Consider the following 26484-nt stretch of genomic DNA (forward strand, 5'->3'; position numbering starts at 1 on the left):
TCGACCACCCAACGCCTTGCCGTGGTGTTCTCTCCGGCCGAACCCGAGCGGTCTTGCCCGTCGCCTTGGTCGTTCCGCGGCCATGCGATCCATTGCCTGCGCCGCTCTCCAGCCAGGCCGCAGGGGCCGGCGATCCTGCTGGTGCATGGCTTCGGGGCTTCCACCGATCACTGGCGCCACAACATCCCGGTGCTGGCGGAGCAGTACGAGGTGCATGCCATTGACCTGCTGGGCTTCGGCCGCAGCGCCAAGCCGGCCGGGCCGGAATACGGCGGCGCCCTCTGGCGCGACCAGCTCTGCGCCTACGTGCAGGAGCGCATCGGACGCCCCACCGTGCTTGTGGGCAACTCGCTGGGTGGCTTCGCGGTCCTGGCGGCTGGGGTGGCCCTGGGGGATCAGGCCGCTGGAGTGGTGCTCCTGAATGCGGCAGGCCCCTTCAGCGACGAGCAGGTCCCCCCCGCCGGCTGGGGCGCGATTGCCCGCCGCACCATCGGCGGCGCCCTGCTGCGCAGCCCCGTGCTGCAGCGCCTGCTGTTCGAGAATCTGCGGCGACCGTCCACGATCCGCCGCACCCTGCGGCAGGTGTATGTGGATCGCACCAACGTCGATGAGGAGCTGGTCGAAGCGATCCGGCGCCCGTCACTCGATCCCGGTGCCTTCGGCGTGTTCCGCACCGTGTTCGACATCCCCCGCGGTCAGCCGCTGGATGAGCTGTTCGCCCAGCTGGAAGCACCCCTGCTGCTGCTCTGGGGCATCCGCGATCCCTGGATCAACGCCGCCGGTCGCCGCGCGGCCTTCCAGCGCCACGCGCCTGCGGCCACCAGCGAGGTGGTGCTGGAAGCCGGCCACTGCCCCCACGATGAGGTGCCCGAGCAGGTGAACCGGGCCCTGCTCGAATGGCTGGCCTCGCTGCCGGCAGCGCTGGCTCCGCCTACGGTCTGTGAGCCCGCGGATCCCCGGCCGGATGCTGCGCCCGTGCTCTGAGCCCTATCCCCACTGGCTCCTCACCGACCCGATCAGCGGCGATGCCCTGCGCCTGGTGCCGGAACGGGGTGGTCTGCTGACCGGCTGGCTCTGCCATGGGCCCTGGGGCGACCGCGAGATCCTCTACTTCGACGCTGAACGGTTCGCCGATCCCGCCCTGTCGGTGCGTGGAGGGATGCCGGTGCTGTTCCCCATCTGCGGCAACATGGCCGGCAACGAACTGGTGCTGCCCCAAGGGTGCTATCCGCTCTCCCAGCATGGCTTCGCCCGCGATCTGCCCTGGAGCCTCGATCCCCTGCCGGATGGCTGCGGTGTTCGCCTGACCCTGGCGGATGGGCCCAGCACCACCCGAGCCCACTTTCCCTTTGCCTTCGAGCTGGCGTTGGAGCTGCGGCTGCAACCAGGAGCCCTGGCGATCGAGGTCACGATCACCCACACGGGCGGGCCCCTGGAGCCGCCCATGCCCTTCGCCTTCGGGCTGCACCCCTATCTGGCGGTGCCGGCCCTGGCCCAGGCGAGCCTCACGGGCCTGCCACCCCGTTGCCGCGACCAGGCGGCCGGCGCCGAGGCCAGCACCGAGGCCCTGCTCGGCCGGATGGCGGCCGGGGTGGATCTGTTGGCCCATCCCGCGGGGCCGGTGACGCTCCACCCCGGCGGCGGCGCGCCGGCGGTGGTGCTGGAGGCCGAGCCGCCCTTTGATCTGGCGGTGGTGTGGAGCGATCCGCCGCGAGCGATGGTCTGCCTGGAGCCCTGGACGGCGGAGCGCGGCGCCCTGGAGCCCGGCCATCCGGCCTCCCAGCGGCGGCTGGACCTGGCGCCCGGCACCTCCCAGACGCTGCGCTGCCGCTATGTGGTGCAGCCGGCGGCTACCTAGGCCTGGGGCCTCACCCCCGGCAGGCGGCCGCGGGCCAGCAGCTGTCGGGGGTCGAACTGGCGCTTCACCGCTTCGATCAGGGGGCGGGAGGCGGCATCTTCCCAGGCGGCCAGGCCGGCGCCGGGAGGTTGCAGCAGCACCGTGAGGTAACCGCCCAGCTCCTTGCAGAGGCGGCGCAGCTCCTCGACCCGATAAGCGGGCAGGCACGCGTCTGGTGCGGCCCAGGCCAGGCCGAGTCCGCTGCCGGCGCCCAGCACCAGGGGCAGCTGCCGCAGGCAGGGGGCGGCCAGGAGCTGCTCCGCCTGTGCGGGCAGCACCCCCAGCCGCAGCAGCCAGGCCGGTTCGGCGGCGGTCTGGCCCTGGCCGATCGCCTGCAGGGCCTCGAGCCGCTCGCCATCGAGGGGCTGGCAGTGCAGTGGGCCGGCCTGCAGGGCCTGCTCGCTCAGGCAGGCGATCTGCTCCTCCAGGGTCTGGGGGCTGACGCTGGCCAGGCAGAGCAACAACAGCGGTTGATCGGCCAGGCCGGCCTGGGCGGCCAGGGGGCCGCTCCACCAGTCGACCCGCTCGGGGGTGAGGCTGGAGCGCAGCAGCCAGCGGCTCAGCCGCCCCAGGGCCGCCAGATCCCCCTGGATCCAGAGCCCGCGGCGCTGGGGCGGCAGGGGCAGGGTGCGCAGGGTGAGCTCCGTGATCAGGCCGAGGGATCCCCAGCTGCCGCAGAACAGCCGCATCAGGTCGTAGCCGGCCACGTTCTTCACGACCTTGCCGCCGGCCCGGGCCGCCACCCCATCGGCCCGCAGCAGGCCGATGCCGATCAGTTGGTCGCGGATGCCGAGGTAGCGGTGGCGGAAGCCGCCGGCCAGGCCGCGGGCCACCAGGCCCCCGATCGAGCCGGACGAGCCTCGGCCCCAGGGTGAGTCGACGGCCAGCCACTGCCGGTGGTGGTTGAGTGCCTCCTGCACCTCCATCAGTGGTGTGCCGGCCTGCACGGTGATGGTGAAATCGCCGGGGTTGTGCTCCAGCACCCGGTTCAGCCGCCGGCAGCTCAGCACCGTGCTGCCCGGCTCTACCGCTGGCCCCCAGCTCAGCCGGCTGGCCTGGCCCGCCGGCAGCCACGGCAACGCCCGCTGATGCAGATCCCGCACCAGATCGGGCAGCTCGTGGGGCTCAGGACTGATCACGGCACGATGGTGCCATGGCGGACGCACCCCTGAAGATCGTTGTGCTCGACGACGATCCCACCGGATCCCAGACGGTGCACAGCTGCCCCCTGCTGCTGCGCTGGGACGCCGAGACTCTGCGGGCCGCGCTGGCTCACCCCTCGCCGCTGCTGTTTCTGCTGGCCAACACCCGCGCCCTGGATCCCGAGGCGGCGCGGCAGCGCGTGACGGAGCTGTGCCGCTGCCTGCGGCCGCTGCTGGCGGAGGCGGTGGCTGCCGGCCGGATCGGTGCCTGGCTGATCGTGAGCCGCGGCGATTCCACCCTGCGCAGCCATTTCCCCCTGGAGGTGGAGGTGATCGCGGCGGAACTGGGTCCCTTCGATGCCACGCTTCTGGCACCCGCCTTTCTGCCGGGGGGACGCACCACGGTGGATGGGGTGCATCTCCTGCATGGGGAGCCGGTGCACCGCACGGCCTTCGCCCGCGATGGCCTGTTCGGCTATGGCACCAGCGACCTGCCGGCCTGGGTGGAGGAGAAGAGCGCCGGGCGGATCCGTGCTGATCAGGTGGAGCGCATCGGCTGGCGGGAGCTGGAGGCGGCGGCAGGAGCTCAGGCAGCAGAGGGTTCTGCAGAAGAACTTGATGCAGAAGAACGTGATGCAGAGGATGGTGCTGGGCATGGAGGAGACGAGGCCCTGCTGCGGAGGCTTGCGGCGTTGCAGGGGAATCCGGTGGTGGTGGTGGATGCGGAGCGGCCGCAGCACCTGTTGGTCCTGGGAGCCGCGGTGCGGGAGCTCACGGCTCCAGCCGCGGCAGAGCGTTGGGGGCGGCCGCGGCGGTTCCTGTTCCAGTCGGCCGCCAGCCTGCTGAACGGACTGGCGGAGCTGCCGCCGCCACCACTCGATGCCGCCGGCCTGGCGGCCCTGCGCCGCTGCGATCGCGCCGGCACAGCGCTGCCGGGGCTAGTGCTGGTGGGCTCCCACGTGCCCCTGGCCGATGCCCAGCTGGAGCGGTTGCTGGCGGATCCGGCCTGCGCCGGTGTGGAGGTGGAGGTGCGCCGCCTGGCCCGTGTGCTGGAGGGGCCGCTGCCGGCGCCGCTGCTGGCCTCGCTCGAGCAGGACTGGCACCAGGCCTTGCGGCGGATCCTCGCCAGCGGTCGCACGCCGGTGCTGTTCAGCAGCCGCGGGGAGCTGGTCTGCCGCAGTGCCGCCGAGCGCCGCGCCTTCGGGCTGGCGCTGGCGGCCCTGATGGCCCGGCTGGCAGCGGCCCTGGCGCCGGATCTCGGCTATCTGATCAGCAAGGGCGGCATCACCACCCACACCCTGCTGGCCGATGGACTGGATCTGGCGGCGGTGGACCTGCGCGGCCAGCTGATGCCGGGGTTGTCCCTGGTGCAGCCGGCGGGTGCCTGTGGTCCACTGGCGGGGCTGCCGCTGCTCACCTTCCCGGGCAATCTCGGCGACGCGGACACCCTGCACCTCAGTTGGCTGTGGATGGAGGGGCGAGCCTCTCCCTTCCATGGGGAGCCGTGAAATCGATGGATGGACCCAGGGGCACCACGCCGGAGGGATTGATCGTGGCGTGGCTCTGGTAGTAGTGCCGCTTGATGTGATCGAAGTCCACCGTGGCGGCGATGCCGGGCATCTGGTAGAGCTCGCGCACGTAGGCGAAGAGGTGGGGGTAATCGACCAGGCGGCGGCGGTTGCACTTGAAGTGCCCCACGTAGACCGGATCGAAGCGCACCAGGGTGGTGAACAGGCGCCAGTCGGCTTCGGTGCATTCGGTTCCGAGCAGATAGCGGTGCTGGCTGAGGTGCTGCTCCAGCCAGTCGAGCGTGGCGAACAGGGGCTCGAATGCCTCCTCGTAGGCGGCCTGGCTGGTGGCGAAGCCGCACTTGTAGACGCCGTTGTTCACGGTGTCGTAGATCCGGGCATTGAGCCGGTCGATCGCGGGGCGCAGGGGCTCGTGGTAGTAGTCGCCTGGCCGGGCCCCGAGCTGGTCGAAGGCGGAGTTGAGCATCCGAATGATCTCGGACGACTCATTGCTGACGATCGTGTCCCGCTGCCGGTCCCACAGCAGCGGCACCGTGACGCGGCCGCTGCAGTGAGGATCGGCCTGGGTATAGAGCTGGTGCAGGAAGCGCGCCTGGCGCACAGGGTCGGGGATGACGCCGGGGCCTGGATCGAAGCTCCAGCCGTGCTCGCCCATGTACCAGTGCACCACCGAGATCGGCAGCAGATCTTCAAGGCCCTTCAACGCCCGGACGATCAGGGTGCGGTGCGCCCAGGGGCAGGCCAGCGAGACGTACAGGTGGTAGCGGCCCGCTTCGGCGGGGAAACCGCCCTCACCGCTCGGGCCGGCGGAACCGTCCGGTGTGATCCAGTTGCGAAAACGGGCGCTGTCCCGCACGAAGTGGCCGCCGCTGGCACTGGTGTCGTACCAGCGATCCTTCCACACCCCATCCACCAGAACGCCCACGTGCTGCTCCGTCTGCTTGATCGGGGAGGTGAAAGCTAGGCGGGTTGCAGCCGCCCAGGCCGAGCCGTGTCAGGCAGGGGTGGCGCGAAAGCTCCGCTCCAGCAGTTGCACCGGATGGAGCACCGGCAGTGGGGCCGCCTCACCGGGTGTGTCGTCGAGGTGACGGCGGATCTGGAGGCTGCAGCCGATGTTGGCGCTCACCACCAGATCGGCCCCGGTGCCGCGCAGGTCGTCGGCCTTGATCCGTCCGAGGGCGGCGGCCTCCTCCGGTTGGACCAGGTTGTAGATGCCGGCGCTGCCGCAGCACACCCCCGCCTCCACCGCCTCACGGATCTCCACATGGGGGATGGCGCGCAGCAGGGCCCGGGGCTGCTCGCGGATGCCCTGGCCATGGAGCATGTGACAGGCATCGTGATAGGCCAGTCGCAGGGGACGATCGGCGCTGGCCCGGCTGCCGTCGGCATGGTCCAGGGGCTGCAGGCCTTGCCGGAACGCCTCGCTCAGGCCCACCCGTTCGAGGAACTCCTGCAAGTCGGCCACACCGGCGGCGAAGGCGGAGCCACGGGCGGCCCAGGCCGGTTCGCTGGCCAGCAGCGCGTCGTAGTGCTTGAGGGTGTGGCCGCAGCCGGAGGCCGCCACCAGCACCGCATCAAGCGGCTCGGCTCCGGCGGGCCGCCCTGGGCCCACCACCGCCGCGAAACTGTCGATCAGGGCCGTGGCATGGCTGCGGGTCAGCACTTCTTCGCCCTGGTGTTGGGTCATGGCGCCGCAGCAGCCCTGGGCCGGCGGGATCACCACCTCGATGCCGTTGGCACGCAGCACCCGCACCGCCGCCGCATTCACCGCCGGATCAAAGAGGCGTTGCACACAGCCGAGCACCAGCCCCACCCGGTAGCGGCGCTGACCGATCGCCGGCACCACCACCGGGAAGCCGTCCGCGAAGCCTTCGGCGGGCAGGGGCGGCAGCAGCCGCTCCATCGCCTCGATCTGGGGGCCCAGCAGGCGGAGCAGGCCACTGCGGCGCGCCATCGCCTGCAGGGGGGTGCCGGCATAGGCCCGCAGGGGCGTGAGCAGGGCCCGCAGCCGTTGGGGGTAGGGCAGCAGGGCGAACAGCAGACGACGGAAGCTGCGCTGGGCCGGTGTGCGCAGCTCCGGGGCGTTGAGCTGGGGCCGGGTCGCCTCGATCAGCTCGTCGTAGCGCACGCCGGAGGGACAGGCGCTGACGCAGGCGAAGCAGCCGAGGCAGCTGTCGAAATGGCTCGCCACCGTGGCATCGAGCTCCAGTTCTCCGGCCGCGATCGCCTTGAGGGCGTGGATGCGACCCCGCGGTGAATCCATCTCCGTGCCCAGCACCCGGTAGCTGGCACAGGTGGGCAGGCAGAAGCCGCAGTGCACGCAGGGGTCGGTTACGGCCGTCAATCGACTGGTCTGCGCAGGGGATGGGAGCATCATTGCTTGGTCCTGACTCGCAAGGTCTTGCGAGGTGCTTAGTAGGTATAGCCCGCTAAGGCGATTTCACGGTCAAAGATGGTGGCTATCCTGGCCGCCTGATTGTCATTGAGCACCTCGCGGTAATGGCGACGGTCACTGCGGAATTGGCGCTTGGTCTCGGGTAGAAGAGGATTACCGCTGAGATTGAGCTCCTCAAAAATCCGATTGACCTCTGACTGGGCGTTTTCGAACTGGCAAAGACGATGTACCGCAATTTCTCCGTTAAGGCTATAGATGGCACGGCTTTTCTCCGCGGCGTTGCGCAGTTGCTTTCCTTCGATGAATTGATCAAGGCTGATGGGCTCGGGTTGAGAGCGGGTGGTCCAGAAATAGTGAGAGATTGCTCGATCCCAGGGATTCCGAACAAAGCAGAATCTGAAACAGGAGTCCCAGTGCCGCCGCGGGAGGTACTCGAGAACCTGTGCGGCCGTGATGTGGGTGTGATAGCTGATCTTTTTCAAGTCCCTTTCGATAGGCTTTCCGGCCAGCTTCCGGCGCAGTCTTAATCCTATGTGGGCGGGTAGGCTCTGCCATGGTATGTAGTTTCGTGGGCAGGGATAGCCAAGCTCTCTGCGGATTTTTTCGTCGCGGCCCAGCGGTGCGATCACGTCTTTCTGGCTGCAGCAGCTGGAAAAGGCGATCCCGATCGAGGTGGATGCCGTCTTGCGGTTGGCGAGGAAGATAAAGCGATTGCTATGAGAAATGATCATCGGCTCTGCAGGCTTGCTGTTGGAGTCTGATGGGTCGCTTTTGAGGATGGTGGCTTAGATGGAAGGTGGTGAGGCAGGGGGCTCTCTCGTTCGCGGTTGAAGTGGCGCCGCTCTGGTTGGTCACAAGATGAGGTCCTGTCGGATTGTGCCCATCGGATGGATGGTGGATCGCTGAGCCTGGTGCGCCTGGCGGGCTTCCTCCATGCCTCCGCTGTGATGTTGGCCAGCAATTCCGGGGATTCTGCTCGGATTGATTTCGAGGCCCGATGGGCAATCAGGACCCCCTGATCTGCGCCACGGAAGGTCTGGAATCCTTGGGATGCTCGATGCTTCTTCCTTTCGCCTGAGTTTCGGTGACGCTCGCTCTTGATGCAGCAGCTGCGATTGGCAGGCTGTTGCGCCTGAGATCCAGGGGGTGATTGATCGTCAACACGATCCTGGGGCCAAGGATGGCCCAGTGCTTTTGTAGCCTCGGCCAGGACGCGATTGGCGAACCTGGCTGATCTGGCCTGCCCGCTCTAGCCTGAAAAATGTCGCACCACCGCTTCGGCGAAGCCCGAGCAGCTCACCGGCTCCACCCGCGGTTCCATCAGCCGGGCCAGGTCATAGGTGACCTCTCCGTTGGCGATGGCGGCGCTGATCCCCGCGGTGATCAGGTCGGCGGCTTCCTGCCAGCCCATGTATTCGAGCATCATCACGCCCGAGAGAATCACCGAGCCGGGGTTGATCCGATCGAGGCCGGCGTGTTTGGGCGCCGTGCCGTGGGTGGCTTCGAAGATCGCGGCGTTGTCACCGATGTTGGCGCCAGGAGCCATGCCCAGACCACCCACCACGGCCGCGGCGGCATCGGAGATGTAGTCGCCGTTGAGGTTGAGGGTGCAGAGCACCGAATACTCCTGGGGCCGCGTCTGGATCTGCTGGAAGATGCTGTCGGCGATGCGGTCGTCCACCAGCACCATGCTCTTCCACTTGCCGTAGCCGTGGCTCTCGCCGATCGCGTCGAGCACCTGCTTCACCTCCGCATCCACCGCTGCCTTCTTCTCGGGCGTGAGGCTGTCGTAGCCGGGCTCGATCAGGCGGGCATTGTCCTGAATCGTGAGGCCGTGGTTGCGGGCAAGGTTGTCGAGGATCCAGCTTTCCCGCTCGGTCACGCAGACATCGCGGAACTCGGTGGTGGCCAGCTCGTAGCCCCAGTCGCGGAAGGCCCCCTCGGTGAACTTCATGATGTTGCCCTTGTGCACCAGGGTTACGTGGCGCTTGGCGCCCTCCAGGCCCAGGGCGTGCTGGATCGCCTTGCGCACGTGGCGCTGGGTGCCGTCCTTGCTGACCGGCTTGATGCCGATGCCTGAGCCGGTCGGGATGCGGCGCTTGCCGAGCTTGCCGTTGGCGGGAATCACCGTGTCGTTGAGGTGCTCGATCAGCTCGATGCAGACCGGATCGGTGGCCTCCCACTCGATCCCCATGTAGATGTCTTCGGTGTTCTCCCGATAGACGATCACATCCAGGTCCTGGGGCCGTTTGTGGGGGCTGGGGGTGCCGTTGTAGTAGCGGCAGGGACGCACGCAGCAGTAAAGATCGAAGATCTGGCGCAGGGCCACGTTGAGGGAGCGGATGCCGCCGCCGATCGGTGTCGTGAGGGGCCCCTTGATCGCCACGCCGTACTCCTCGATCGCCGTGAGCGTGTCCTGGGGCAGGTACTGATACGTGCCGTAGAGCTCGCAGGCCTCATCGCCGGCAAACACCTTGAACCACTCGATGCGGCGCTCACCGCCGTAGGCCTTGGCCACCGCCGCATCCAGCACCCGCTGGGTGGCGGGCCAGATGTCCACACCGGTGCCGTCGCCGCGGATGAAGGGAATGATCGGGTCGCTGGGCACCACCGGCAGGCCGTTCTCGAAGCGGATGGCGGTGCCGCTGCTGGGGGCGGTGAGCTTCTCGTACGTGGCCATGCGCGAGGGGGTGAGGGGAGCGGGGTTGATGGGGATCAGCCCACCATGGCTGGCGCGACCGTCCGGGGCGCAGCAGCATGGACCGACCGGCTGAGCCTAGGTTTTGGCCATGATTTGGTTCTGCTCCCGGGGAACGGCATGAACGCCGCCGATCAGGCACGATCGCTGGAACTGGCTCAGGCGATCGCCTCGGTGGTCACCCTGGTGCGGGGCCATTTCCCCGCGGCCCGCGCCAACCTCACCCCCTGGCGGGACGATCCCCTCACCCGTGCCTTCGACGAGCGGGAGTCGCTGGATCTCTCCTTCCATTTCCCCGGCTGGAGCCCCCGCACCCAGTGCCGCTCGCTGCTGCTGCAGCTGCGGCTGGAGCGGGCGCCGGAGGCGGCGGTCGCCCGCAGCCGACCGCGGTTGCTGGGGGTGCTGATCCGCGGCCTCACCTATGAATCGGAGCGCTGGCGACTGGCCACGCTGGGGGCGTGGCAGCCCTCCGGCAGCCACCTGCCCAGTCCTGAGGTGGTCCAGACCCTGCAGCTGCTCTGCCGCGAACTGTTCGATCTGTTCGGTGGTGGCGCTCAGGCCCTGGGCGGCAGCGACTCCGATGCCGATGGCGGCTCTCCGGAAGCCGGTGACGATCGCCAGGCCGCCTGATCCACGCTGGGTTTGGGGCTGCGGCGCAGGGCTGGGGCAGGTGCTGTTCACGTAATCCTTCGCAACCTTGTCGCCACCGCTGGGAAGGCTGCGCCTAACTTGCTTGGTCTGGCTATGCAGCTTTCCGGATCGATGTCTGTCGCGCTTGCTTCTCAGTTGCGTGAGGGAACCAAGAAGTCCCACACCATGGCCGAGAACACCGGTTTCGTGAGCTGCTTCCTCAAGGGGGTGGTCGACAAGATGAGCTATCGCCGGCTCGTCGCCAACCTCTACGTCCTCTACAGCGCCATGGAAGAGGAGATCGGCCGCCTCAAGGACCATCCGGTGGTGGGCCCGATCGCCTTCGACGCTCTCAACCGCAAGGCGGTGCTGGAGCAGGACATGGCCTTCTACTTCGGCTCCGATTGGCGCCAGCAGCTGCAGCCCACCCCCGGCGCCGTGGAGTACGTCAACCGGGTGCGTCAGGTGGCTCGGGAGACCCCCGAGCTGTTGGTGGGCCATCACTACACCCGCTACATCGGTGATCTCTCCGGTGGGCAGATCCTCAAGAACATCGCCCAGAAGGCGATGAACCTGGGCGAGCACGACGGCCTCCGCTTCTACGAGTTCGACGCCATCGACGACGAGAAGGCCTTCAAGGTCAATTACCGCGCCACCCTGGATCATCTGCCGATCGATCAGGCCACGGCCGATCGCATCGTCGAGGAGGCCAACCATGCTTTCCACCTCAACATGGTGATGTTCCAGGAACTGGAGGGCAACCTCATCGCCGCCATCGGCAAGGTGCTGTTCGGCTTCCTCACCCGCCGCCAGCGCAGCGGCAGCACCGAAGTGGTGGCGGCCTGAGGCTCGGCTCAGAGCGGGCCCTGCCGCTGGGCGGGGCCTGGATGCGACACACTCGCCCTTGCTGGAGCCCGTGCGCTTGCGTCCCCTGAGATTCCTGCTGCCCGGCACCACCGGCCGGTTCCGCTGCGGCGGCCTGCTGGTCGAGCTGCAGACCCTGCGCCTGCTGCAGGAGATCGTGCCGGCGGAGGTGGTGACCTACCGCAAGCGGGAGGAGGGTCTGGCCTTTCTGGATGATCTGCTGGCGGCAGAGGAGCCACCCGGTGAGGCCCTCTGGATCGTGAGCTGGGGGTTCGAGGTGCCGCGCCAGTTGCGCCAGCTGCGCGGCCGGCCTGTGGCCTATCACGCCCACAGCAGCGGTTACGGGTTCTCCTTGCCCGCCGCCGTGCCGGTGTTGGCGGTGAGCCGAAACACGCTCGGCTACTGGGGCGATGCGGCGCCGCGCCAGCCCCTGTTTCTGGTGCCGAATGCCCTCGAGGGCGACTGGATGGCGCGCGGCCTCCGGCCAGGCGGCCCTGCCGCTGGCGGCGATCGGACCGGTGCTGACGGGACCGAAGGCAATGGGCTGGAGGGCCGCCGCCCGATTGATGTGCTGGTGCAGCAGCGCAAGAGCAGTGCCTACGTGCTCACGCAACTGGTGCCGGCCCTGCGCCGCCAGGGGCTGCGGGTGGAGGTCCAGAGCGGCTGGGTGGACGATCTGGTGGATCTGTTCAACCGGGCCACGGTGGTGCTCTACGACTCGGCCGACTACTGGCGGGGGCGGGGCGTGACCGAAGGGTTCGGGCTGCCGCCGCTGGAGGCTCTGGCCTGCGGCTGTGTTGTGTTCAGCAGCCTCAACCACGCCCTGGCCGACAGCCTCGATCCCGGGCTGATCGCCCATCAGATCGGCGCCGGCAGCCTGGCCGCTGACCTGGAGCGGATCACTGCCGCCGTGCAGCATCCCACGACCTGGCGCGCTGACCCTGCCCGCCTCCAGCCCCTGCTGGAGGCCTGCAGTGAGCCGGTGCTGCGGCAGCGCTGGCGCCATGCCCTCGAGGAGATCAACCGCCACTGGGACCGGATCGGCGCCGGCGAGCCGCCGCTACTGGCTCCACCCCGCTGGCAGCTGCGCTGGCGACAGCGGGCGGATCGCTTGCGGCGCCTGCTTTCCCGCCAGCTTGGGTCGATCGGTTAAGTGGCTGGCCCGTTGCCTGGGGGCTGGGCAGGAGAGCTCCCATAGGCTGAACCGGATCAAAGGTCTTCCCCGTGCGGCTGCCGAAAAGCCAGACACTCGATCAGCTTCGGCAGCTCCTTCTGACCCTCCCGAAATCACTCAGGCGGCAGTTTTATTGGCTGCTGCCGTTGGCAGTGTTGCCGGGCGTTCTTGATATCTTGTCGGTGGGCATTCTGGCCCAGCTGATGTCTTCGCTGTTGATGTCGAAGGCGAAGCGGCAGATTATTCCGATACATATTCCCGGCTCAGATCGCTTTGAGTTTGTCCTCTTCCTGATCGGCGCCTTCATCCTGATCTCATGGCTACGCTCTCTGGCGCGTCTGTGGCTGGTGATTTCGCAGGAGCAGTATATCGAACGCATGTGGCTCTATCTGACCGATCATCTCTATCGCGGCATTCTCTACCTTCCCTACGAGTTTCATCTCGCCCAGGATGACTCCAAGCTGGCGACGCAACTGCTCACCAATGTCACCAAGGTGACACGCGGTATTCTGCGGCCCTGTCTGCCGTTGTTTTCGTCGTTCTTCTCGGTGGTGTTGCTCACTGGCGGCATCCTCTACGTGGGGCGCTGGTATGCGCTCGGTTTGTTCGCTGGCCTCACGCTCGCCTACGGCCTGTTCTCGGTGTTCATGACGCCCTATCTGCGCCATGCCGAGCGGCAGAAGCTCTACCTGGCTTCTCAGATGAAGCAGACGTTCATCGACTCGATGACGATGATCCGCGAGATCCAGCTTTACGCCGCCGAAGATTTCTATGGCGATTCCTTCCGCGACAAGGCTCAGGAGGCCAAGAAGTTCGAGTTCCTCAATACTCTGCTGCCTTGGTTCCCCAAGCTCACGATTGAGCCGCTTGGCATCACGCTGATTTTTTCCTTCGCCATCTTTCCGGCCCTGCTTGGCGGTGGTTTCTCTGATCTGAAGCAGGTCATCCCCTTCCTGGCCACCCTGGCCCTGGCCTCGCTGCGCCTCACCCCAGCCCTGCAGGAAACCTTCGCCTCGATCACCAAGCTCCGCTCCGGTCTGCCGAACATCTCCAGCCTGCTGAAGCTGATGAAGATCGCCGATGAGGGCAGTGAGATCCCCGCGGCGGTTCTGGGGCCGGGAGGCACCCCCATGAGCCGGCAGGCCTTCATTCCCCGCCGCACGATCCGGCTGGATCGGATCACCTACGCCTATCCCGCAACCAACCACTCCACAATCACCGACCTCACCCTCACCATTCCGGTGGGGTCCCGCGTGGCCTTCGTGGGGTCCACCGGCAGCGGCAAAACCACCACGGGCCTGCTGTTGCTCTCGCTGCTCACGCCCCAGAAAGGACAGCTGCTGATCGATGGCACCCCCCTGGATGCGCAGGATCGGCGTGCCTGGCAGTCCTGCTGTTCCTACGTGCCCCAGATCGTCAGCTTCACCCGCGGCAGCGTGCTGGAAAACATCGCCTTCGGCGAAGATCCCGATCAGGTGGATCTCAACCTGGTCTGGGAGTCGCTGGAATCGGCCCAGCTCGCCGAGGTGGTGGCCGAACTGCCCTATGGCCTCTACACGCCGATCGGTCGCGATGGCCTGCGGCTCTCAGGCGGCCAGCGCCAGCGGCTTGCTCTGGCGCGGGCCTTCTACCGACGCACCGAGGTGCTGCTGCTCGATGAGGCGACCAGTGCCCTCGACAACAAGACGGAATCGGAGGTGATCGAGGCGCTCGAGATCATCGGCCGCCGCTGCACCACGATCGTGATCGCCCACCGCCTCTCCACCATCGTGCGCTGCGATCGGATCTACGAATTCGAGGCGGGCCGGATCAAGGCAGCCGGCAATTTCGAACAGCTGCGGGCTGCTTCCGCCAGCTTTGAAGAGCTGGTGGCCACCCTGGAGCGCAGCCTCGCGGCCGCCTCGTGAGCCCCGGCCTCGATATCACCCTGCTGGCCACGGCCGACTGGGACCATCCCTTCTGGACCAACAAACAGCACGTGGCTGTGAGTCTGGCGGAGCTGGGGCATCGGGTGCTCTACGTGGATTCCCTCGGCCTGCGGCCCCCCACCCTGGGGCAGCGGGATCGGGGCCGGCTGTGGCGGCGCCTGCGGTTGGCCTTTCCCAGGCCGCGGCCTGTGCGCCCTGGAATCTGGGTGATCTCGCCGCTGCAGTTGCCCCTGCCAGCGGGTCCATGGGTGGACCGCCTCAACAGCCTGGTGCTGCGCGCCACCCTGGCCCTGGCCCGGCTGCAGCTGGGCCTGCGCCGCGACCTGCTCTGGACCTACAACCCCCGCACGGCGACTGTGCTGCCGGTGCAGGCCTACCGGCGTTCGCTCTATCACTGTGTCGATGCGATCGATACGCAGCCGGGGATGGATGGCCCCCGGATCCGGCGCGACGAACAGCAGCTCTGCCGCCAGGTGGATGGGGTCGTTGCCACCACCCCGGTGTTGCTGGAACGCTGCCGGCCGCTGGCTCGGCGCTGCACCTTGCTGCCCAATGCGGTGGATGTGGAGCATTTCCGCCAGGCGCTGGATCCCGCCTTGCCCCTGCCGGCCGATCTGGCCTGCATCCCGGCACCGCGGCTTCTGTTCGTGGGGGCGATCGCGGCCTACAAGATGAACATGGAGCTGCTGGCGGCAGTGGCCCGCTGCCATCCGGACTGGTCGATCGTGCTGATCGGGGCGGTGGGTGAAGGGGATCCCGCCACGCTGATCACCCCCCTGCTGGATTGCCCCAACATCCACCGCCTCGGCCCGCGGCCCTATGGGGCCTTGCCGGCCTATCTCAAGGGGGCGGCGGTGGGGTTGATCCCGGCGCGGATCAATGCCTATACCCAGGCCATGTTCCCGATGAAGTTCTTCGAGTACCTGGCGGCTGGCCTGCCCGTGGTGGCCACGCCGCTGCCGGCCCTCGCTCCCTACGACGGTGTGGTGGCCCTGGCGGCCGAGGCCGAAGCCTTTGCCGCAGCGGTGGCGAAGGCTCTGGTGCCGGATCCTGTGGCTGCCGCCGAGCGCCTGCGGCTTGCCGGTACCGTCACCTACAGCGAGCGCAGTCGCCGCATGCTGGCGTTTCTGGAGAGCGAGCCGCAGGGGCACTGCTAGCCTCCACTGCTGTCGATTTCCTGTTCATTCGTTCTGTTACTGGCGCGTCGATGCCCCCGTTAAAGCTGATCTACATCACCAGCAATAGCCATAGCGGTTCCACCTTGCTGGACATGTTGATCGGCTCCCATTCCGCCTGCCTGACGCTGGGTGAAATCCATAAGCTCACCGCCAAATCGGAAGGGGAATGTGCCTGTGGGGCATCCAGTTTTGCCACCTGCCTATTCTGGCAGGACGTGTCCAGCCGGCTTGAGGCCTCCGGCTCGCCACCCTTGGCCGACCTGCAGATTCATGCCACCGATCCGGTTGCGTTTCGTGATGCCAATCGTTGCCTGCTCACGGTGTTGCAGCAGAAGACAGGCTGCGCGGTGTTCGTCGATTCCTCCAAGAAACTCTCCCGCCTGAAGCTGCTGCTTCAGGATCCCGATCTGCAGGTGCTGCCGGTGCACATCGTGCGGCGGCCGGAAGGCGTGGTGTGCTCCAACATCGCCAAGGGACGCCCCTGGGGTGAGGAGCTGGAGATCTACCACCGCAATCTCTGGCCCCGCTACGACCTGCTCCGCCATCACCCCCATCTGCTCGTGTCCTACGAGAGCCTCTGCCGCCAACCGGAGCAGGTGCTGGGACGGATCATGCAGGCGGCCGGACTTGCCTTTGAGCCCGACCAGCTGGACTGGACCCGGCACGAGCATCACAACGTCAACGGCAACAAGCGCACCCGCACCAGCCGCGCCTCCACGATCCGTCTGGATGAGCGCTGGCGTCGTCAGCTTTCCCGCCGCCAGCGCCTGGCGATCCGGCTGGCCCAGGCGCGCTTCCGCCTGCGGTTGCTGCTGCGGTTCGGGCTCTGGCCGCGGCCCCTCTGAGATGGGTGTGAGGCCCACCGGCATGCGGCGCCTGGCCCCCTGGAGCTGGGCACTGGCCTGGCTGCGGCTGGCTGCGGTGATCGTCTGCGAGCGGCTGGATCAGCCGCGCCGGGGCCGGCGTTGGCTGGAGCGCTGGTGCTGCGCCCCCGCTGCTGCCCCCCTGTTGCTGGAAGCCCTGGCCTTGCGCTGTTGCGCTGATGGCGACGTCGAAGTGGCTCTGGATCTGTTCATCCGCCTCTGGTGCGACTGGGGCAGCAGCGAGCTGTTGTATCGCCTGCTGTTCCGCCGCCGCTTCCGCTCCGCCCACGCCCGTGACCATGCCCTTCTGCTGCAGAGGATCGCGGCGGCTGAGCCCCTGCCGGCCCACTTCCGCGCCTATGGCGCCATCGCCTGGGCCTACCGCACCCTGGAAGCCCAGGATCCCGAGTCGATGGCGGCGGCAGTGGAGCCGATCGCCCGGCTGGCCGAAGAGCTGGAGGCGGATCCCGGAACGCCCAGCTGTGGGCGGGCGGATCGGGAGAACAGGGCCAAGCTGCTGATCTCCTGTTACACGGTGCTGGGGCGGCTGCACTTCTCCCTGGAGGATTTTCCGGCCTTTTCATCTGTGGCGCGGCGTTCTGCCCAGTTGGCGGAGCAGCTCGATCCCGATCGGATCGACGCCGATGTGAGCTACCGCCTGCTCAGCAATTTGCTGCGCTGCCTGGGCTGTGCCTGGCTGGAGGCCTGGTCGCGCCAGGACGCAGCGGCTCTGGCCCAGGTGACGGCCCGCATCGAGGCGGTGGTGCGGGAGGCCCAGTCGCCCCGGCACCAGGACTCCTCAGCCCGCGAAGACCATGCCGGTTTCGCGCGCCAGGTGGCAGCTGCCCTGGAGGGGCTCAGCCTGGAGGACCGGCGACTGGAGCCCCTCTATCCCCTGGTGGCGCTGCTGTTCAAGAAAAAAGTGGATGGCCACGGCTTTCGCACCCGGATCGCCCCGGCGCTGCAGCGCTACCGCGATGCCGCTCTGCCCGGGTTGCCCGCTTCGTCCTGATGACGGTTTCGTTGATGCCGCCTCTGTCGCCGCCTTCGCCACGGCTCTCGGTCCCGCCCCTGCGGGTGCTCTACATCACCAGTCGCGGCCACAGCGGTTCGACGCTGCTGGATCTGCTGCTCAGTGGGCACTCCGGCCTCACCAGCGTGGGCGAGATCAAGATGCTCACCGCCGCCGATCGCAGCCGCAAGCGCTGCAGCTGCCACGGCCTCGATCCGCTGGAGTGTCCCTACTGGAGTTCGGTGCAGGACCAGCTGCAGGCCAGCACCGGCCTGCGTTTCGCCGACCTGCGGCTCGACAGCGTCGACCCCTGGGTGAACCATGGCCACAACCTGGCGCTCTACGAGAGTGTGGCGGCGGTGAGCGGTTGCCGAATCATCGTGGATTCCTCCAAGAGTCTGCCGCGGTTGCGTGATCTTCTCCAGGGCCAGGAGCTCTACGGCGGCTATGCGCTGCTGCCGATTCATCTGCTGCGGGGGCCGCTGGGGCTGGTGCACAGCTATGTCAGGAGGGGGGATGATCTGCGCGAGGTTTGTTACAACTACGCCAATGGCTATTTTCGTGCTGATGATCTGCTCCATCGCCGCCGCCATCTGTTGGTGCACTACGAGCGCCTCGCCGGCCAGCCGCGCCGTGAACTGCAGCGGCTGATGGCGGCGATCGGCCTGCCCTTCGAGCAGGCCCAGATGGACTGGGGCCGCGGACCGCGCCGCAACATCCATGGCAACGACATGCGCTTCAAGGCGGGCGGACCGATCCGGCTCGATCGCTCCTGGAGGCTTGGCCTCACCCCGCTGCAGATCCTGCAGGTGCTGTGGTTCACCTTGCCGGTGCGCCTGCGGCAGCGGCGGCTCACCAGTCGGCGCCTGATGCGGCTCTGGCGGCTGCGTTACAAGCCCACTGCCATGGCCTCAGGCAGCCGGCCGGATTGATGGGCGATCCCCCGTTGCAGCCGTCGCCCGGGCCGGTGGTGCTGTACATCGATGCGCTCAAGGCCGGTGGTGCCGAGCGGATCACGCTGCAGTGGGCCCAGTGGTTGCAGCAGGCCGGCCGGCCGGTGCTGCTGCTCACCCGCCACGGGCCGGAGCGTGATTTCTACCCCCTGCCCGCCGGGCTTGATCGCCGCGTCGAGCCGCCCGAGCCCCGCTGGCTCAAGGCCCTCGGCTGGTGGGGCTTCCCGTGGCGATTGCTGCGGCTGCGCAGGCTGCTGCGCCAGCTGCGCCCCTGCCTGGTGCTTGGGATCACCACCCTGCCGGCGATCAAGCTGCTGCTGGTCAGCGCCGGTCTGCCCTGGGCCGTGGTGGTGTCGGAGCGCAACTATCCGCCGGCCAAGCCGCCCGCCCTGCCCTGGCGCTGGCTGCGCCGGCTCACCTATCCGCGCGCGGCGGCCCATCTCGTGCAGACCCGCCGCACCCTGGCCTGGCTGGTCTCCACCCAGGCCGTGCCGGAGTCGCGCTGCCATCTGGTGCCCAACCCGATCGGCTGGCCCCTGGCCGATTTCCCGCCACGGCTCGCCCCCGCCGCCCTGATCCCCGTCGGCGCCTCGCTGATGCTGGCGGTGGGCACCAAGCCCCACCAGAAGGGATTCGACCGGCTGCTGGCGGCCTTTGCCCGCCTGGCGCCGCGCCATCCCAGCTGGCATCTGGTGATCCTCGGCCTCGATCCGGCCAGCGGCAGCCATCGCCGCGCCGTGGCGGATCTGGTGGCGCAGTGGCAGGCCGACCCGCTGCTGCGCCAGCGGGTGCATCTGCCGGGCCCGGTGGGCAACGTGGCCGATTGGTACGGGGCCTGCGATCTGTTTGTGCTCAGCTCCCGCTACGAGGGGTTTCCGAACGTGTTGCTTGAGGCCATGGTGAGCGGCTGTGCCTGCCTGGCCTGCGCCTGCCCCACCGGACCGGAGGAGATCGTGCGCCATGGGCAGGATGGCTGGCTGGTGCCGGCCGAGGCCGATGCGGCGTTGCTGGAGCGTGAACTGGAGCGGCTGATCGACGATCCCCTTGTGCGGCGCCGCCTCGGCAGCGAGGCCGGCGCCGTGCGGCAGCGCTACGGCGACGCCACGGTGCGTGAGCAGTTTCTTGCAGCCCTTCAGCCCCTGATGCCCTGAGCCGCGCCTCCGCCATGTCCGCGCCCCTACCGATCACCGCGCCCCCGTCGTCGCAGGGTGACGATCTCTGGATCGTGCTGCCCCATCTGGGCCCCGGCGGTGCCCAGAAGGTGGCGGTGCTGGCGGCGGGCCACTTCGCGGCCTGCGGTCTGCGGGTGCGGCTGATCACCCTGCTGCCCGATCAGCCGGCCGTGCTGGAGCCTCCGCCCGGGGTGGAGCACATCGACCTGGGCCCGCTGGTGGCCAGCGACCGGCAGCGGCAGGGCCCCTGGGTGGATGTCTCGGATCGCTCGCCGCTGGCGATCGCTCGGCGGGTGGCGGTCCTCTGGATCGGCCGGATCCGGCGCCGCCTTTCGCCGCTGGGCCTGCGCCTGCTGCTCGGGCTGCAGCTTCCCCTCTGGCCGCCCGCGACGGGTTGGCGTGGCGGCCTGCAGCGCCTGTTGCTGCGGCTGACCCGCAACGTGGGAGGCCCCCAGGGGGCTCGCCTGCGCCAGCTGGTGCAGCGGCAGCGGCCCCAGCGGCTGCTAGCCCTGCTGAGCCGCACCAACATGTTGTCCGCTCTGGCGGTCTGGGATCTGCCGATCCATCTGGTGGTGTCGGAGCGGAACGATCCCCGCCTGCAGCACCTGCCCTTCCCCTGGAACCGGCTGCGGCCTCTGCTCTATGGCCGCGCCGATGTGGTGACCGCCAACACCAGCGGGGTGCTGGCGGTGCTGCGCCAGTTCCCGCAGCCGTTCCGGCGGCTGGAGCTGCTGGCCAATCCCCTGCCCCAGACCCAGCGCCCCGGTGAGCGGCTGCCCCTGGCGGAGCGCTCGCGCGAGTTCCTCACGGTCTGCCGGCTGGTGCCCCAGAAGGGGGTGGACGTGCTGCTGGAGGCCTTTGCCCTGCTGCCGCTGCCGATCCGTCAGGAATGGCGGTTGCGGATCGTGGGCGATGGCCCCGAGCGCGCCGCCCTGGAGCGGCAGGCCCGCCAGCTGGGGATCGCCGCGCAGGTGAGCTTCGAGGGCTTCTGCAGCGATCCGCCCCGCTTCTTTCGCCAGGCGCCGATCTTCGTGCTGCCCTCCCGCTTCGAAGGCATGCCCAATGCCCTGCTGGAGGCGATGGGCTTCGGCTTGGCGTCGGTGGTCACCGATGCCTCGCCCGGCCCCCTGGAGCTGGTGGAGCCGGGTGTCACCGGGCTGGTGGTGCGCAGCGGCGACGCGGCGGCTCTGGCGGCGGCTCTGCAGCAGCTGGTGGAGGATCCGGAGCTGCAGCAGCGCTGCGGCGCGGCGGCGGCGGAGCTGCTGCGCCGGCACGACTGGCCGGTGCTCGAGCCGGTCTGGCGCGACCTGCTCAACCTCGCCTGAGGTGGCCGCCCCTACGCCCCTGCGCCTGCTGGTGTTCGCCCCCTCGCGGCGGGCGCCCTCGGAGACCTTCATCCGCGCCAATCTGGCCGGCCTCGCCTGCGACACGGTGGCCTACTGCGGCGACGAACGGCCCTGGGGTGGCCCGCCCCTGCGCCTCGCCTACGGCCTGGCGATCCTGGTCAGCAAGGCCTGCTACCGCCTGGCCGCCCTGGTGCCGCTGGAGGTGTTGCAGCGCTTCGGCACCTGGCTGCCCTCCCGGGTGGCGATCCGCATCTGCCGCTACGAGAGGCCCGATCTGGTGCTGGCCGAATTCGGCTTCCACGCGGTGCGGGTGATGGAGCTGGTGCCGGCCACCGGCCTGCCTCTGATCGTCCATTTCCGTGGCTCCGATGCCTCCTCCCGCCGCTACCTCGACACGCTGCGGCCCCGCTATCGCCGCCTGCTGCAGCTGGTGGCGGCGGTGGTGGTCAAGTCGGAGCCGATGCGCGTCACCTTGCTGGCCCTGGCGACGCAGCGCCAGCGACCCCTGCCGGTGCTGATCAGTCCCTCGGGGGCCGATCCCGCCCGCTTCGCCGGCGCCGATCCCGCCGCGGCCCCGCCCCACTTTCTGGCGGTGGGCCGGTTCGTGGCCAAGAAGGGGCCGCTGCTCAGCCTCGAGGCCTTCGCCCGCGCCAGCTCAGGCCATCCCGACTGGCGGCTGGAGATGGTGGGAGAGGGGCCCCTGCTGGCCCTGGCCCGCCAGCGGGCCAGCGACCTCGGCCTCGGCGATCGGGTGATTTTCGCCGGCCTGCTGCCGCCGGCGGCCATCGCCGAGCGCCTGCGGGGGGCGCGGGCCTTCCTGCAGCATTCGCTCACCGCACCGGACGGGGATCAGGAGGGATCGCCGGTGGCGGTGCTGGAGGCCCAGCTCAGCGGCCTGCCGGTGGTGGCGACCCGCCACGCCGGCATCCCTGAGGTGGTGCAGCACGGGGTGACGGGCCTGCTGGTGGAGGAGGGCGACGTGGCGGCGATGGCGGAGGCGATCCGCCGTCTGGGGGAGGACCCAGCCCTGGCCGGCCGGCTGGGGGCGGCGGGGCAGCGCCGTTGCCAGGAGCACTTCACGGTGCAGCACCACCTGCAGGCCCTGCAGGGCCTGATCGAGCAGGTGGCTGCCGCGCCGACGTCGCCGCCCGGCGATAGCCTCAGCCCGTGAGCTTTCTTGCCGGCCTCAACGACGCCCAGCGCCGGGCGGTGGACCACCACACCGGTCCCCTGCTGGTGGTGGCGGGGGCCGGCAGCGGCAAGACCCGCGCCCTCACCCATCGCATCGCCCACCTGATCGGCCACCACGGCGTCGATCCGGCCGATCTGCTGGCGGTGACCTTCACCAACAAGGCCGCCCGGGAGATGAAGGAGCGGCTGGAGCTGCTGCTGGCCCAGAAGCTGGCCCAGAGCCAGTTCGGCCAGCCCTGGAGCACCCTGCCACTGGTGCAGCAGAAGCAGCTGCGCAGCCGCATCTACCGGGAGGTGATCAAGGAGCTGTGGATCGGCACCTTTCATGCCCTGTTCGCGCGGCTGCTGCGCTTCGATATCGACAAGTTCCACGACCCCGAAGGCCTGCGCTGGACGCGGCAGTTCTCGATCTACGACGAGAGCGACGCCCAGACGCTGGTGAAGGAGATCGTGACCCAGGAGCTGGGGCTGGACCCGAAGCGCTTCGAACCCAAGAAAGTGCGCTGGGCGATCAGCAACGCCAAGAACCAGGGCTGGCTGCCGGAGCAGCTGGAGGCCAAGGCGGAGGGGGTGCGGGGCCGCAAGGAGGCCGAGGCCTATCGCCTCTATCGCCGCGCCCTGGCCGCCAACAACGCCCTCGATTTCGATGATCTGCTGCTGCTGCCGGTGCAGCTGCTGCGCCAGAACGAGCAGGTGCGGAACTACTGGCACCGTCGCTTCCGCCATGTGCTGGTGGACGAATACCAGGACACCAACCGCACCCAGTACGACCTGATCAAGCTGCTGGTCACCAATGGTCGGGACCCTGCCGCCTATGACGACTGGGCAGGCCGCTCGGTGTTCGTGGTGGGCGACGCCGATCAGAGCATCTACAGCTTCCGCGCCGCCGACTTCACGATCCTGATGGGTTTTCAGGACGATTTCGGCGACGGCGCTGCCGATGAGGCCACCAGCACCATGGTGAAGCTGGAGGAGAACTACCGCTCCACCGCCACGATCCTGGAGGCGGCCAACGCCCTGATCGCCCACAACAGCGAGCGGATCGACAAGATCCTCCGCCCCACCCGCGGCGAAGGGGAGTTGATCACCCTCACCCGCTGTGACGACGAGATCGCCGAGGCCGAGGCGGTGGTGCACCGCATGCGCATGCTCGAGGCCGCCCATCCCGATCTGCGCTGGGGCGACATGGCGGTGCTGTATCGCACCAATGCCCAGAGCCGGGCGATGGAGGAGGCCCTGGTGCGCTGGGGGATTCCTTACATCGTGGTGGGTGGGCTGCGCTTCTACGACCGGCGCGAGATCAAAGATGTGCTCGCCTACCTGCGGCTGCTGGTCAATCCGGCCGACACGGTGAGCCTGCTGCGGGTGCTGAATGTGCCCCGCCGCGGCATCGGCAAGACCACGATCGAGCGGCTCACTGATGCCTCCAATCAGCTGGGGATTCCGTTGTGGGAGGTGGTGAGCGATGCCGAGGCGGTGCGCTCCCTCGGCGGGCGTTCGGCCAAGGGGCTGCTGCAGTTCCATGAACTGATCAGTGATCTGCAGCGCCGCGTCCAGGACGCTCCACCCTCTGAGCTGGTGCAGCGGGTGCTGGAGCAGAGCGGCTATCTGGCCGAGCTGATCGCCGCCGGCACCGATGAAGCCGAAGACCGGCGCCGCAACCTCAACGAACTGGTGAATGCCGGTTTGCAGTATCAGGAGGAGAACGAGGAGGGGGATCTGGAGGGGTTCCTGGCCTCGGCCGCCCTGGCCAGCGACGCCGACAGCAAGGACACCGACCAGGACCGCGTCACCCTGATGACCCTGCACGCCAGCAAGGGGCTGGAGTTCCCGGTGGTGTTTCTGGTGGGGATGGAGCAGGGCCTCTTCCCCAGCTACCGCTCTCTGGAGGATCCCGCCGCCCTGGAGGAGGAGCGCCGCCTCTGCTACGTGGGCATCACCCGTGCCAAGGAGCGTCTGTTTCTCTCCCATGCCAGCGAAAGGCGCCTCTGGGGCGGCATGCGCGAGCCGGCGGTGCCCTCGGTGTTTCTCTCGGAGCTGCCTGAGGAACTGGTGCAGGGCGACATCCCGCGCTCCGGCGGTGCGGCCCTGCGCCGGGAGCAGCGGCTTGATCGGCTCACCCGTGTCGATCGAGTGGAGTCCCGCCGCGTGGAGGGTGGTGGGGAGGCCGGCGTCGCCGCCAATGCGGTGCGGCGCCGCGCCGGTGTGGCCCGGAGCTGGGTGGTGGGTGACCGGCTGCGCCATGCCGCCTTCGGGGACGGCCATGTGACCCATCTGTTCGGCAGTGGCGAGAAGATCTCGATCGCCGTGAAGTTCGAAGGCATGGGCCCGAAGATCCTCGATCCGCGCCTGGCGCCGATTGAGCCGCTGGTCTGAGCGGCGATTGCGGAGATCTGGCCATGCACTCGGATCCGCCTGTGCCTGCCACCCGCCCCTCTATTACGGCCTGCTCTGGCTCTTGGGCCAGTTGGTGCCCGGCACGGCCCGGTTCCTGCGGCTGTTCTCCTGGGGGGCCTACCTGTTGGGCGAGGGGGTGATCGTGGCCCAGGTGGCTCAGATGGCCCGGCCCCTGGCGCCCCCACGGCGCCATCTGGCTGTGGGGTTGGTCGTGATCCTGGCCTTCTGCAGTCCCTTCCCGATTCGCTTCTCGATCGAGGCCAAGGGCTATGCGCTGCTGGTGCTCTGGATCGCCCTGGCCCTTCTCTGCCGGCGCCGCTGGCACCAGGAGGGCAAGCTGGCTGATGGCATCGGCTACGGACTGGCCCTGGCCGCTGCCGGCCTTACCCACTACTACGGCCTCTTCTACGGGATCGCCCTGGCGCTCACCGAGCTGGCGGCGACCTGGCGGCCCCTGCGACTGCGGTTGCAAAGTGTGGGAAGTCTGCCTGTTGACAGCGCTGCCCTGCCTGGCCTGGATCTGGCACAGCCGCCGCTATCTGCTGGAGGGATCGGAGGCCGGTGACTGGATCGGCAGGCCCGATGGCGGCATGGCTGAGGAGGTGCTGGCGCGGGCCCTGGGACCCTGGCCGCTGCCGAAGCTGGCCCTGCTCCTGGTGATGGGAGCGTTTGATCTGGTGCTGTGCCGCCGGCGTGTCACGGCGGAGGTTGGCCTTCCAGTTGGCAACCAACGCCCCTGGCTGGCCTGGCTGGACGGGTCTGTCCTGCTCTCCGGCGGCGTGCTGGTGTTGATGGTGGTGGGGGTGTCGTTTGGCCCTGGCTGCAGCCCTGGTGCTCTCCTTCTGGGCCGATTCCTTCCCCCCCTTGCAACCGGGCGGGGTGTTCCAGGGATCGCGCGAGACGAACGACTTTCGCCTGCTGGTGCTGGCCAGTCAGGACACGGCCGTTCGGATCAGCCCACGGGCCCATCATTTCCGCACGGCCGAGCGGCTGCTGCGCAACGCCGGCACGGTGAATCCAGCCCAGGTGTCACCAGGCCCCGTGCTGTCCAGTGCTGCCCCGCCGGGCCTGGACTCCTGGGGCGATCTGCGCGATCTGCGCCGCCTGCTGCGCCGCCAGCACCCTCCAGATCGCCTAGTGCTGGCCGAGACCGGGGGCCCGGACTCGGTGCAGCGCCGCATCGATCCGGCCCTGGCCTGGGTCGAGGAGCTGGGCTATGCCTGCCGCCGCGATCTGCCCGGCCGGCCCCACCTGCGCCTCTATCGCTGCCGCTGGCCCGCAGCCGCTCAGAGGCTGGAGGGCTGAAAGCCTGCCGCTACCGCCGCACGGATCGCCAGCAGCTGCTCCAGCAGCGGCTCAAGGCGGTGTAGCGGCACCATGTTGGGCCCGTCGCTGAGGGCCTGATCGGGGTCGGGATGCACCTCCATGAACAGCCCATCCACTCCAACGGCCACCGCCGCCCGGGCCAGGGGCGCCACGAACTCCCGCTGCCCGCCGGTGCTGCTGCCCCGGCCGCCGGGCTGCTGCACCGAATGGGTGGCATCGAAGATCACCGGGCAGCCCAGCTCCCGCAGCTGGGGCAGGCTGCGGTAATCCACCACCAGCGTGTTGTAGCCGAAGCTGGTGCCGCGCTCGGTCAGCCAGAGGTTCTCCACGCCGGCCTCCCGCAGCTTCCGCACCACCTGGGCCATGTCCCAGGGGGCGAGGAACTGGCCTTTCTTGACGTTGATTGTCTTGTCTGTGCCCTGCACCGCGGCGGCGGCGGCCAGCAGCAGGTCGGTCTGGCGGCAAAGAAAAGCGGGGATCTGCAGCACGTCCACCACGGCGGCTACGGGCGCGGCCTGGTGGCTCTCGTGGATGTCGGTGAGCAACGGCAGGCCAAAGCGTTGCTTCACCTCCGCCAGCACCTCCAGGCCATCGCCCACGCCGGGACCGCGGAAGGAGCCGCCGGAGCTGCGGTTGGCCTTGTCGTAGCTGGCCTTGAAGATGTAGCGGATGCCCAGCCGGTCGGTGATGGCCTTCACCTGCTCAGCGATCTCCAGAACCAGCTCGCGGCTCTCGATCACACAGGGGCCGGCGATCAGGGTGAAGGTCATGGCGGCAGGGGCGGGCCTC

The 26484-nt window shown here is 68.7% G+C and carries 23 protein-coding genes; 17 read left to right on the forward strand and 6 right to left on the reverse strand.

The genetic code is table 11. The features are described from left to right. Positions 1–24 precede the first annotated feature (24 nt). Together KQ310_RS01735 and KQ310_RS01740 are read left to right on the forward strand one after the other, a co-directional pair. Positions 25–984: an alpha/beta fold hydrolase gene (locus tag KQ310_RS01735; RefSeq protein WP_399237426.1), complete on the forward strand. Its 960-nt coding sequence runs from the start codon at positions 25–27 to the stop codon at positions 982–984. Beyond that, the gene (locus KQ310_RS01740) at positions 965–1858 is read left to right on the forward strand and encodes a galactose mutarotase (RefSeq protein ID WP_259720072.1); all 894 of its coding nucleotides are present in this window, start codon (positions 965–967) and stop codon (positions 1856–1858) included. Before KQ310_RS01735 ends, KQ310_RS01740 begins: the two co-directional genes overlap by 20 nt. Here the strand turns inward: KQ310_RS01740 and KQ310_RS01745 are convergent. Then, positions 1855–3036 (reverse strand): FAD-binding oxidoreductase, encoded by a 1182-nt coding sequence (locus KQ310_RS01745; RefSeq protein WP_259720073.1) that lies wholly within the window; start codon positions 3034–3036, stop codon positions 1855–1857. The two genes, KQ310_RS01740 and KQ310_RS01745, sit on opposite strands and share 4 nt — an antisense overlap. Before the next feature lie 14 nt (positions 3037–3050). Between KQ310_RS01745 and KQ310_RS01750 the strand changes: the two genes are divergently transcribed. Further along, positions 3051–4547: a four-carbon acid sugar kinase family protein gene (locus KQ310_RS01750; RefSeq protein WP_259720074.1), complete on the forward strand. Its 1497-nt coding sequence runs from the start codon at positions 3051–3053 to the stop codon at positions 4545–4547. Here KQ310_RS01750 and KQ310_RS01755 read toward each other — a convergent pair. From KQ310_RS01755 to KQ310_RS01770, 4 genes are all read right to left on the reverse strand, one after another. Next, the gene (locus tag KQ310_RS01755) at positions 4495–5493 is read right to left on the reverse strand and encodes a glutathione S-transferase family protein (RefSeq protein WP_259720075.1); all 999 of its coding nucleotides are present in this window, start codon (positions 5491–5493) and stop codon (positions 4495–4497) included. The genes KQ310_RS01750 and KQ310_RS01755 overlap by 53 nt on opposite strands. A 69-nt stretch (positions 5494–5562) precedes the next feature. Beyond that, a complete protein-coding gene (locus tag KQ310_RS01760) occupies positions 5563–6945 on the reverse strand; it encodes a (Fe-S)-binding protein (protein WP_259720076.1) in 1383 nt (460 codons plus the stop codon). Between the two features lie 35 nt (positions 6946–6980). Continuing rightward, entirely contained in the window at positions 6981–7694 is a 714-nt protein-coding gene (locus KQ310_RS01765; RefSeq protein WP_259720077.1) for a sulfotransferase family 2 domain-containing protein, read from the reverse strand. Between the two features lie 518 nt (positions 7695–8212). Continuing rightward, entirely contained in the window at positions 8213–9643 is a 1431-nt protein-coding gene (locus tag KQ310_RS01770) for an NADP-dependent isocitrate dehydrogenase (protein WP_259720078.1), read from the reverse strand. A 138-nt stretch (positions 9644–9781) separates the two neighbouring features. On the opposite strand from KQ310_RS01770, the gene KQ310_RS01775 reads away from it, so the two are divergent. The 14 genes from KQ310_RS01775 (at position 9782) to KQ310_RS01840 (ending at position 25674) form a co-directional block, all read left to right on the forward strand. Next, positions 9782–10291, forward strand: coding sequence for a hypothetical protein (locus KQ310_RS01775; RefSeq protein WP_259720079.1), 510 nt, complete (start codon positions 9782–9784; stop codon positions 10289–10291). Between the two features lie 132 nt (positions 10292–10423). Further along, positions 10424–11137, forward strand: a complete 714-nt coding sequence (locus KQ310_RS01780; RefSeq protein ID WP_259720080.1) for a heme oxygenase (biliverdin-producing) — start codon at positions 10424–10426, stop codon at positions 11135–11137. A 76-nt stretch (positions 11138–11213) separates the two neighbouring features. Further along, positions 11214–12308, forward strand: coding sequence for a glycosyltransferase (locus KQ310_RS01785; protein WP_259720140.1), 1095 nt, complete (start codon positions 11214–11216; stop codon positions 12306–12308). A gap of 71 nt (positions 12309–12379) precedes the next feature. Next, positions 12380–14236, forward strand: coding sequence for an ABC transporter ATP-binding protein (locus KQ310_RS01790; RefSeq protein ID WP_259720081.1), 1857 nt, complete (start codon positions 12380–12382; stop codon positions 14234–14236). Next, positions 14233–15414 (forward strand): glycosyltransferase, encoded by a 1182-nt coding sequence (locus KQ310_RS01795; RefSeq protein WP_259720082.1) that lies wholly within the window; start codon positions 14233–14235, stop codon positions 15412–15414. The genes KQ310_RS01790 and KQ310_RS01795 overlap by 4 nt, the downstream gene beginning before the upstream one ends. 50 nt (positions 15415–15464) lie before the next feature. Next, positions 15465–16280: a hypothetical protein gene (locus tag KQ310_RS01800; protein ID WP_259720083.1), complete on the forward strand. Its 816-nt coding sequence runs from the start codon at positions 15465–15467 to the stop codon at positions 16278–16280. 1 nt (position 16281) lies between these two features. Next, positions 16282–17310, forward strand: a complete 1029-nt coding sequence (locus KQ310_RS01805) for a hypothetical protein (protein WP_259720084.1) — start codon at positions 16282–16284, stop codon at positions 17308–17310. Next, a complete protein-coding gene (locus tag KQ310_RS01810; protein WP_259720085.1) occupies positions 17310–18242 on the forward strand; it encodes a sulfotransferase in 933 nt (310 codons plus the stop codon). Before KQ310_RS01805 ends, KQ310_RS01810 begins: the two co-directional genes overlap by 1 nt. After that, positions 18242–19414, forward strand: a complete 1173-nt coding sequence (locus KQ310_RS01815) for a glycosyltransferase (RefSeq protein ID WP_259720086.1) — start codon at positions 18242–18244, stop codon at positions 19412–19414. The genes KQ310_RS01810 and KQ310_RS01815 overlap by 1 nt, the downstream gene beginning before the upstream one ends. A gap of 14 nt (positions 19415–19428) precedes the next feature. Continuing rightward, positions 19429–20760: a glycosyltransferase gene (locus tag KQ310_RS01820; RefSeq protein ID WP_259720087.1), complete on the forward strand. Its 1332-nt coding sequence runs from the start codon at positions 19429–19431 to the stop codon at positions 20758–20760. A gap of 1 nt (position 20761) precedes the next feature. Then, on the forward strand, positions 20762–21952 hold the full coding sequence (locus KQ310_RS01825) for a glycosyltransferase (protein WP_259720088.1): 1191 nt from the start codon (positions 20762–20764) through the stop codon (positions 21950–21952). Further along, the gene (locus KQ310_RS01830; RefSeq protein ID WP_259720089.1) at positions 21949–24348 is read left to right on the forward strand and encodes a UvrD-helicase domain-containing protein; all 2400 of its coding nucleotides are present in this window, start codon (positions 21949–21951) and stop codon (positions 24346–24348) included. The genes KQ310_RS01825 and KQ310_RS01830 overlap by 4 nt, the downstream gene beginning before the upstream one ends. Beyond that, entirely contained in the window at positions 24332–24934 is a 603-nt protein-coding gene (locus KQ310_RS01835) for a glycosyltransferase family 39 protein (RefSeq protein WP_259720090.1), read from the forward strand. Before KQ310_RS01830 ends, KQ310_RS01835 begins: the two co-directional genes overlap by 17 nt. Positions 24935–25179: 245 nt before the next feature. Continuing rightward, on the forward strand, positions 25180–25674 hold the full coding sequence (locus KQ310_RS01840; protein ID WP_259720091.1) for a hypothetical protein: 495 nt from the start codon (positions 25180–25182) through the stop codon (positions 25672–25674). On the opposite strand, the gene kdsA is transcribed toward KQ310_RS01840, so the two are convergent. Next, entirely contained in the window at positions 25656–26465 is an 810-nt protein-coding gene (gene kdsA, locus KQ310_RS01845; RefSeq protein ID WP_259720092.1) for a 3-deoxy-8-phosphooctulonate synthase, read from the reverse strand. The genes KQ310_RS01840 and kdsA overlap by 19 nt on opposite strands. Positions 26466–26484 lie beyond the last annotated feature (19 nt).

The sequence above is a fragment of the Synechococcus sp. CS-1328 genome, assembly GCF_025128095.1.
In the GTDB taxonomy this organism is placed as follows: domain Bacteria; phylum Cyanobacteriota; class Cyanobacteriia; order PCC-6307; family Cyanobiaceae; genus CBW1002.

Excerpts from the sequence above, each read along its gene's own strand:
- KQ310_RS01740 (WP_259720072.1), top strand. The coding sequence starts at position 965 with ATGCTGCGCCCGTGCTCTGAGCCCTATCCCCACTGGCTCCTCACCGAC.
- KQ310_RS01750 (WP_259720074.1), top strand. The coding sequence starts at position 3,051 with ATGGCGGACGCACCCCTGAAGATCGTTGTGCTCGACGACGATCCCACC.
- KQ310_RS01760 (WP_259720076.1), bottom strand. The coding sequence starts at position 6,945 with ATGATGCTCCCATCCCCTGCGCAGACCAGTCGATTGACGGCCGTAACC.
- KQ310_RS01765 (WP_259720077.1), bottom strand. The coding sequence starts at position 7,694 with ATGATCATTTCTCATAGCAATCGCTTTATCTTCCTCGCCAACCGCAAG.
- KQ310_RS01770 (WP_259720078.1), bottom strand. The coding sequence starts at position 9,643 with ATGGCCACGTACGAGAAGCTCACCGCCCCCAGCAGCGGCACCGCCATC.
- KQ310_RS01775 (WP_259720079.1), top strand. The coding sequence starts at position 9,782 with ATGAACGCCGCCGATCAGGCACGATCGCTGGAACTGGCTCAGGCGATC.
- KQ310_RS01780 (WP_259720080.1), top strand. The coding sequence starts at position 10,424 with ATGTCTGTCGCGCTTGCTTCTCAGTTGCGTGAGGGAACCAAGAAGTCC.
- KQ310_RS01800 (WP_259720083.1), top strand. The coding sequence starts at position 15,465 with ATGCCCCCGTTAAAGCTGATCTACATCACCAGCAATAGCCATAGCGGT.
- KQ310_RS01805 (WP_259720084.1), top strand. The coding sequence starts at position 16,282 with ATGGGTGTGAGGCCCACCGGCATGCGGCGCCTGGCCCCCTGGAGCTGG.
- KQ310_RS01810 (WP_259720085.1), top strand. The coding sequence starts at position 17,310 with ATGACGGTTTCGTTGATGCCGCCTCTGTCGCCGCCTTCGCCACGGCTC.
- KQ310_RS01815 (WP_259720086.1), top strand. The coding sequence starts at position 18,242 with ATGGGCGATCCCCCGTTGCAGCCGTCGCCCGGGCCGGTGGTGCTGTAC.
- KQ310_RS01820 (WP_259720087.1), top strand. The coding sequence starts at position 19,429 with ATGTCCGCGCCCCTACCGATCACCGCGCCCCCGTCGTCGCAGGGTGAC.
- kdsA (WP_259720092.1), bottom strand. The coding sequence starts at position 26,465 with ATGACCTTCACCCTGATCGCCGGCCCCTGTGTGATCGAGAGCCGCGAG.